Annotated in this window: 4 protein-coding genes and 1 pseudogene; 3 read left to right on the top strand and 2 right to left on the bottom strand. The window is 73.4% G+C overall.

Annotated elements, in window-relative coordinates:
- Positions 1–303, bottom strand: a pseudogene (locus HCN52_RS22525) (hypothetical protein); the annotation flags it as partial.
- 78 nt (positions 304–381) lie between these two features.
- Positions 382–576 (bottom strand): hypothetical protein, encoded by a 195-nt coding sequence (locus HCN52_RS22520; protein ID WP_167974514.1) that lies wholly within the window; start codon positions 574–576, stop codon positions 382–384.
- A gap of 246 nt (positions 577–822) precedes the next feature.
- On the opposite strand from HCN52_RS22520, the gene HCN52_RS22515 reads away from it, so the two are divergent.
- The 3 genes from HCN52_RS22515 (at position 823) to HCN52_RS22505 (ending at position 4025) form a co-directional block, all read left to right on the top strand.
- The gene (locus tag HCN52_RS22515) at positions 823–2061 is read left to right on the top strand and encodes a MurT ligase domain-containing protein (RefSeq protein ID WP_168090277.1); all 1239 of its coding nucleotides are present in this window, start codon (positions 823–825) and stop codon (positions 2059–2061) included.
- Between the two features lie 28 nt (positions 2062–2089).
- Positions 2090–2818, top strand: a complete 729-nt coding sequence (locus tag HCN52_RS22510; protein ID WP_168090276.1) for a type 1 glutamine amidotransferase — start codon at positions 2090–2092, stop codon at positions 2816–2818.
- 166 nt (positions 2819–2984) lie between these two features.
- Complete coding sequence (locus HCN52_RS22505) at positions 2985–4025, top strand: cytochrome c oxidase assembly protein (protein ID WP_168090275.1); 1041 nt, start codon at positions 2985–2987, stop codon at positions 4023–4025.
- Positions 4026–4144 lie beyond the last annotated feature (119 nt).

The following is a 4144-nucleotide window of genomic DNA, read 5'->3' as shown; positions in this document are numbered from 1 at the left end:
CCCCCCGCGCTCCGCCCGGCGGCCGGCGACCACCGCCACCGGGAGCAGGGCGCACGCGGCGAGGAGCGGTCCGTGCGGCATCAGCCACACCAGTGCCAGCCCCGACACCACGACCGCCGCCAGCGGCAGCCGCCGGTCGCGCGGGGTGGCGCGCCAGCGGGCCAGGGCGCCGCCGGCCAGGCCGCGCAGCCCGGCCGCCACAAGGCGGGGGACGGCGGAGGGGGAACCGAGGTCGTCCGGGTTGCGGACCGCCTCGGCCAGCCCGCGGGCACGCGCGGGCAGCGAACGGATCTTCTCCAGCACCGGGGCACCTCCGCCGGGGGGCCGGCCACCGGCGGCAGGGAGCGGCCCCGCTCCCCGCCGCCGATGGGTTCGGACGGGTCAGGGGGCGATGCCGCCGAGGAGGCTGGCGAGGCTGTCGCTACCGGCCTGGATGCTCGGCGCGATCGCCGTGCCGGCGAGATAGAAGCCGAACATGGCGCAGACCGCCGCGTGCAGCGGCTTCATTCCGTCCTTCCGGAAGAAGAGGAACATGATGACTCCGAGAAGGACGACGCCGGAGACGGACAAGATCATGGGGACTCCCGATGTTGCGGCACGCAGGTCACTCTCCGCACCGTAATGCGCACCATCGGTACACAACAGTTGATCCGATCATATGGGTGAACGGTGGGGTGAAAGCCGCGGCACGGCCGGGCGCGGACGCCCTCGGTCCGCCCCGCGTGCCGCACGCCACCCCGCCCGCCGCGGCGCGCGGCGGCCGAGGCACTCCCCGAGGTCGATAGGGTGGGCCCCACCAAGGGGCAAGGAGGAAGAGAGACGATGACGGAGAGCACTGAACCGCTGTCGCCGCGCGCCAGGTTGGCAGTGACGGCGGGTAAGGCAGCGGCAGCCGTGTCCCGGGCAGCGGGCCGCGGCAGCGGGTCGGTGATCGGGGGCAGGGTGGCCCTGAAGCTGGACCCCGACCTGCTCGCCCGTCTGGCCGGGCACCTCGACGTGGTGCTGGTGTCGGCGACGAACGGCAAGACCACGACCACCCGGCTGATCGCCGAGGCGCTGCGCGCCGGCGGCCCGGTGGTCTCCAACGCGCTGGGCGCCAACATGCCCGCGGGCATCACCTCGGCGCTCGCCGGGGGATCCGAGGCGCGCTACGGCGTCATCGAGGTCGACGAGAAGTACCTGGCCGGTGTCGCCCGCGACGTCGAGCCCAAGGTCATCGCGCTGCTCAACCTCTCCCGCGACCAGCTGGACCGCGCCGCCGAGACCCGGATGCTCGCCGAGCACTGGCGCACCGGCCTGGAGGGCTCGAAGGCCGTCATCGTCGCCAACTGCGACGACCCGCTGGTCGTCTGGGCCGCCTCCTCCTCCGCCCACGTGGTGTGGGTGGCCGCGGGTCAGGAGTGGAAGGACGACGCCTGGTCCTGCCCCGCCTGCGGCGGTGTGCTCCAGCGCCCGGACGACGGGTTCGTCTGCGGCGAGTGCGGGTTCGCCCGCCCCGAGCCGACCTGGGTGCTCTCCGGGGACCACGTGCTGGACCCGCACGGTTCGGCCTGGCCGATCCGGCTCCAGCTGCCCGGCCGGGCCAACAAGGCCAACGCCGCCTCCTCCGCGGCCGTCGCCGCGGTCTTCGGCATCGCGCCGCAGATCGCCCTGGAGCGGATGTACTCCGTGGCCGCGGTCGCCGGCCGGTACGACGTGGTCTCCTACCAGGACCGTGAGCTGCGGCTGCTGCTGGCGAAGAACCCGGCCGGCTGGCTGGAGACGTTCTCGCTGATCGACCCGCCGCCCACGCCGGTGGTGCTCTCGGTCAACGCGCGGGGCGCCGACGGCACCGACACCTCCTGGCTGTGGGACGTCGACTACACCCGGCTCGCCGGCCACCCCATCGCCGTGATCGGCGACCGGCGGCTGGACCTGGCGGTCCGGCTGGAGGTGGCCGGACTGGAGTTCACGGTCCACGACACCCTCCAGCAGGCCATCGGCGCGCTGCCCCCGGGCAGGATCGAGCTGATCGCCAACTACACCGCCTTCCAGGACGTCCGCCGCGTCGTCGGCAACTGACCCACTACCACCGAAGGGACGTCAAGCCATGTCCGACACCAGTCTCCGCGTGGTGTGGATCTACCCCGACCTGCTGTCGACCTACGGCGACCAGGGCAACGTGCTCGTCGTGGAGCGCCGCGCCCGCCGGCGCGGGCTCAAGGTCGACCGGATCGACGTGCGGTCCGACCAGCCGATCCCGACCTCGGGCGACATCTACCTGATCGGCGGGGGCGAGGACCGCCCGCAGCGGCTCGCCGCCGAACGGCTCCGGCGGGACGGCGGGCTCCAGCGGGCCGTCAACAACGGCGCCATCGTCTTCTCTGTCTGCGCCGGCTACCAGATCCTGGGCCACGAGTTCGTCAACGACCTCGGCAACCCGGAGCCGGGACTCGGCCTCCTCGACGTCGTCAGCGTCCGCGGCGAGGCCGAGCGGTGCGTCGGCGACGTCCTCGCCGACGTGGACCCGAGCCTCGGTCTCCCGGAGCTGACCGGCTTCGAGAACCACCAGGGCGTCACGCACATCGGCCCCAACGCACGCCCGCTGGCGACCGTCCGGCTCGGCAAGGGCAACGGCATCGGCGACGGCAACGAGGGGGCGTGGAACGACACGGTGTTCGGCACCTACCTCCACGGCCCGGTCCTCGCCCGCAACCCGCTGGTCGCCGACCACCTGCTCAAGCTGGCGCTGGACGTCAACGCCCTGCCGCCGGTGGACGACCGCTGGTACGACGCCCTGCGCGCCGAGCGCATCGCGGCCGCGGCCCAGCCCGCCTGACACCGACGGCCCCGCGCCCCGCGGAATGCCACCGCCCGTGCCCCTTCAGGGGCGCGGGCGGTGGCATTCGCGGCGGCAGCGGGGGCGCTGCCGCCCCCGGGCCGAGCGGCACGCGCGGCGCGATCTATGCTGGTCCGGGCAATCGGTACGGAACGGGAGCGGCCGGATGGGACACGGCGATCACGGTGGCGCGGACCTGCCACCGTTCAGCTACGGACGGGCGTTCGAGATCAGCCCGGACCCGGTCTTCCTGGTCGGGAGCCTCGCGGTCCTGGCGCTCTACCTCTGGGGCGTCGCCCGACTGGTGTCGCGCGGGGACCGCTGGCAGGCGAGCCGCACGACCTCGTTCGTCCTCGGCATCGCCTCGGTGCTCCTGGTCACCTGCACGGCCCTCAACGACTACGGCATGGTGCTGTTCAGCGTCCACATGACGCAGCACATGGTCATCAGCATGCTCTCGCCGATCCTGCTGCTGCTGGGCGCGCCGGTGACGCTGGCCCTGCGGGCGCTGCCCGCCGCACCGCGCGGCCGCACCGGCCCGCGCGAGCTGCTGCGGTCGTTCCTCCACAGCGGCTACGTCCGGGTCATCTCCAGCCCGCTGTTCACCATCCCGATGTTCATCGCCAGCCTCTACGGGCTGTACTTCACCCCGCTCTTCGACTTCCTGATGGAGAGCGCCGCCGGCCACCTGGCGATGATGCTGCACTTCCTCGCGATCGGCCTGGTGTTCTTCTGGCCGATCATGGGAGTGGACCCCGGCCCGCACCGGCCCGGCCACGTCATGCGCATGCTGGAGCTGTTCGCCACCATGCCGTTCCACGCCTTCTTCGGTATCGCGCTGATGATGGGCACCGCGCCGATGATCGCGACCTACGCCGATCCGCCCGCCTCGCTGGGCGTCGACCCGCTCGCCGACCAGACGGCGGCCGGCGGCATCGCCTGGGCCTTCAGCGAGATCCCCACCGTCATCGTGCTGATCGCGCTCGTCATCCAGTGGCACGCCTCCGAGCAGCGCCGGGCGCGCCGCAGCGACCGGGCCGCCGACCGCGACGGCGACCGCGAGCTGGAGGCGTACAACGCCTACCTCGCCTCGCTGCGCACCGGCCCCAGCACCTCGGGCCGGCCGCGGGCGGACCTGCCCGGAACCGACCGCGCCCGGCCGCTCGGCCAGCGCGCCGACCAACGCGGTGCCGGCCACCTCGGGTAGCTCCTCCGCCCGGCGCGGTACATCCAGCACACCCGCATCGACTCCCGCGCCACCCGCGAGGACATGGTCGCCCACGCCCGGGAGGCCGCGCAGTACGGCTTCAACGCGGCGATGGTGCC

The organism is Streptomyces bohaiensis, assembly GCF_012033785.1.
Taxonomy (GTDB): Bacteria; Actinomycetota; Actinomycetes; order Streptomycetales; family Streptomycetaceae; genus Streptomyces; species Streptomyces bohaiensis.
This window is presented reverse-complemented; position numbering and strand designations above follow the sequence as displayed.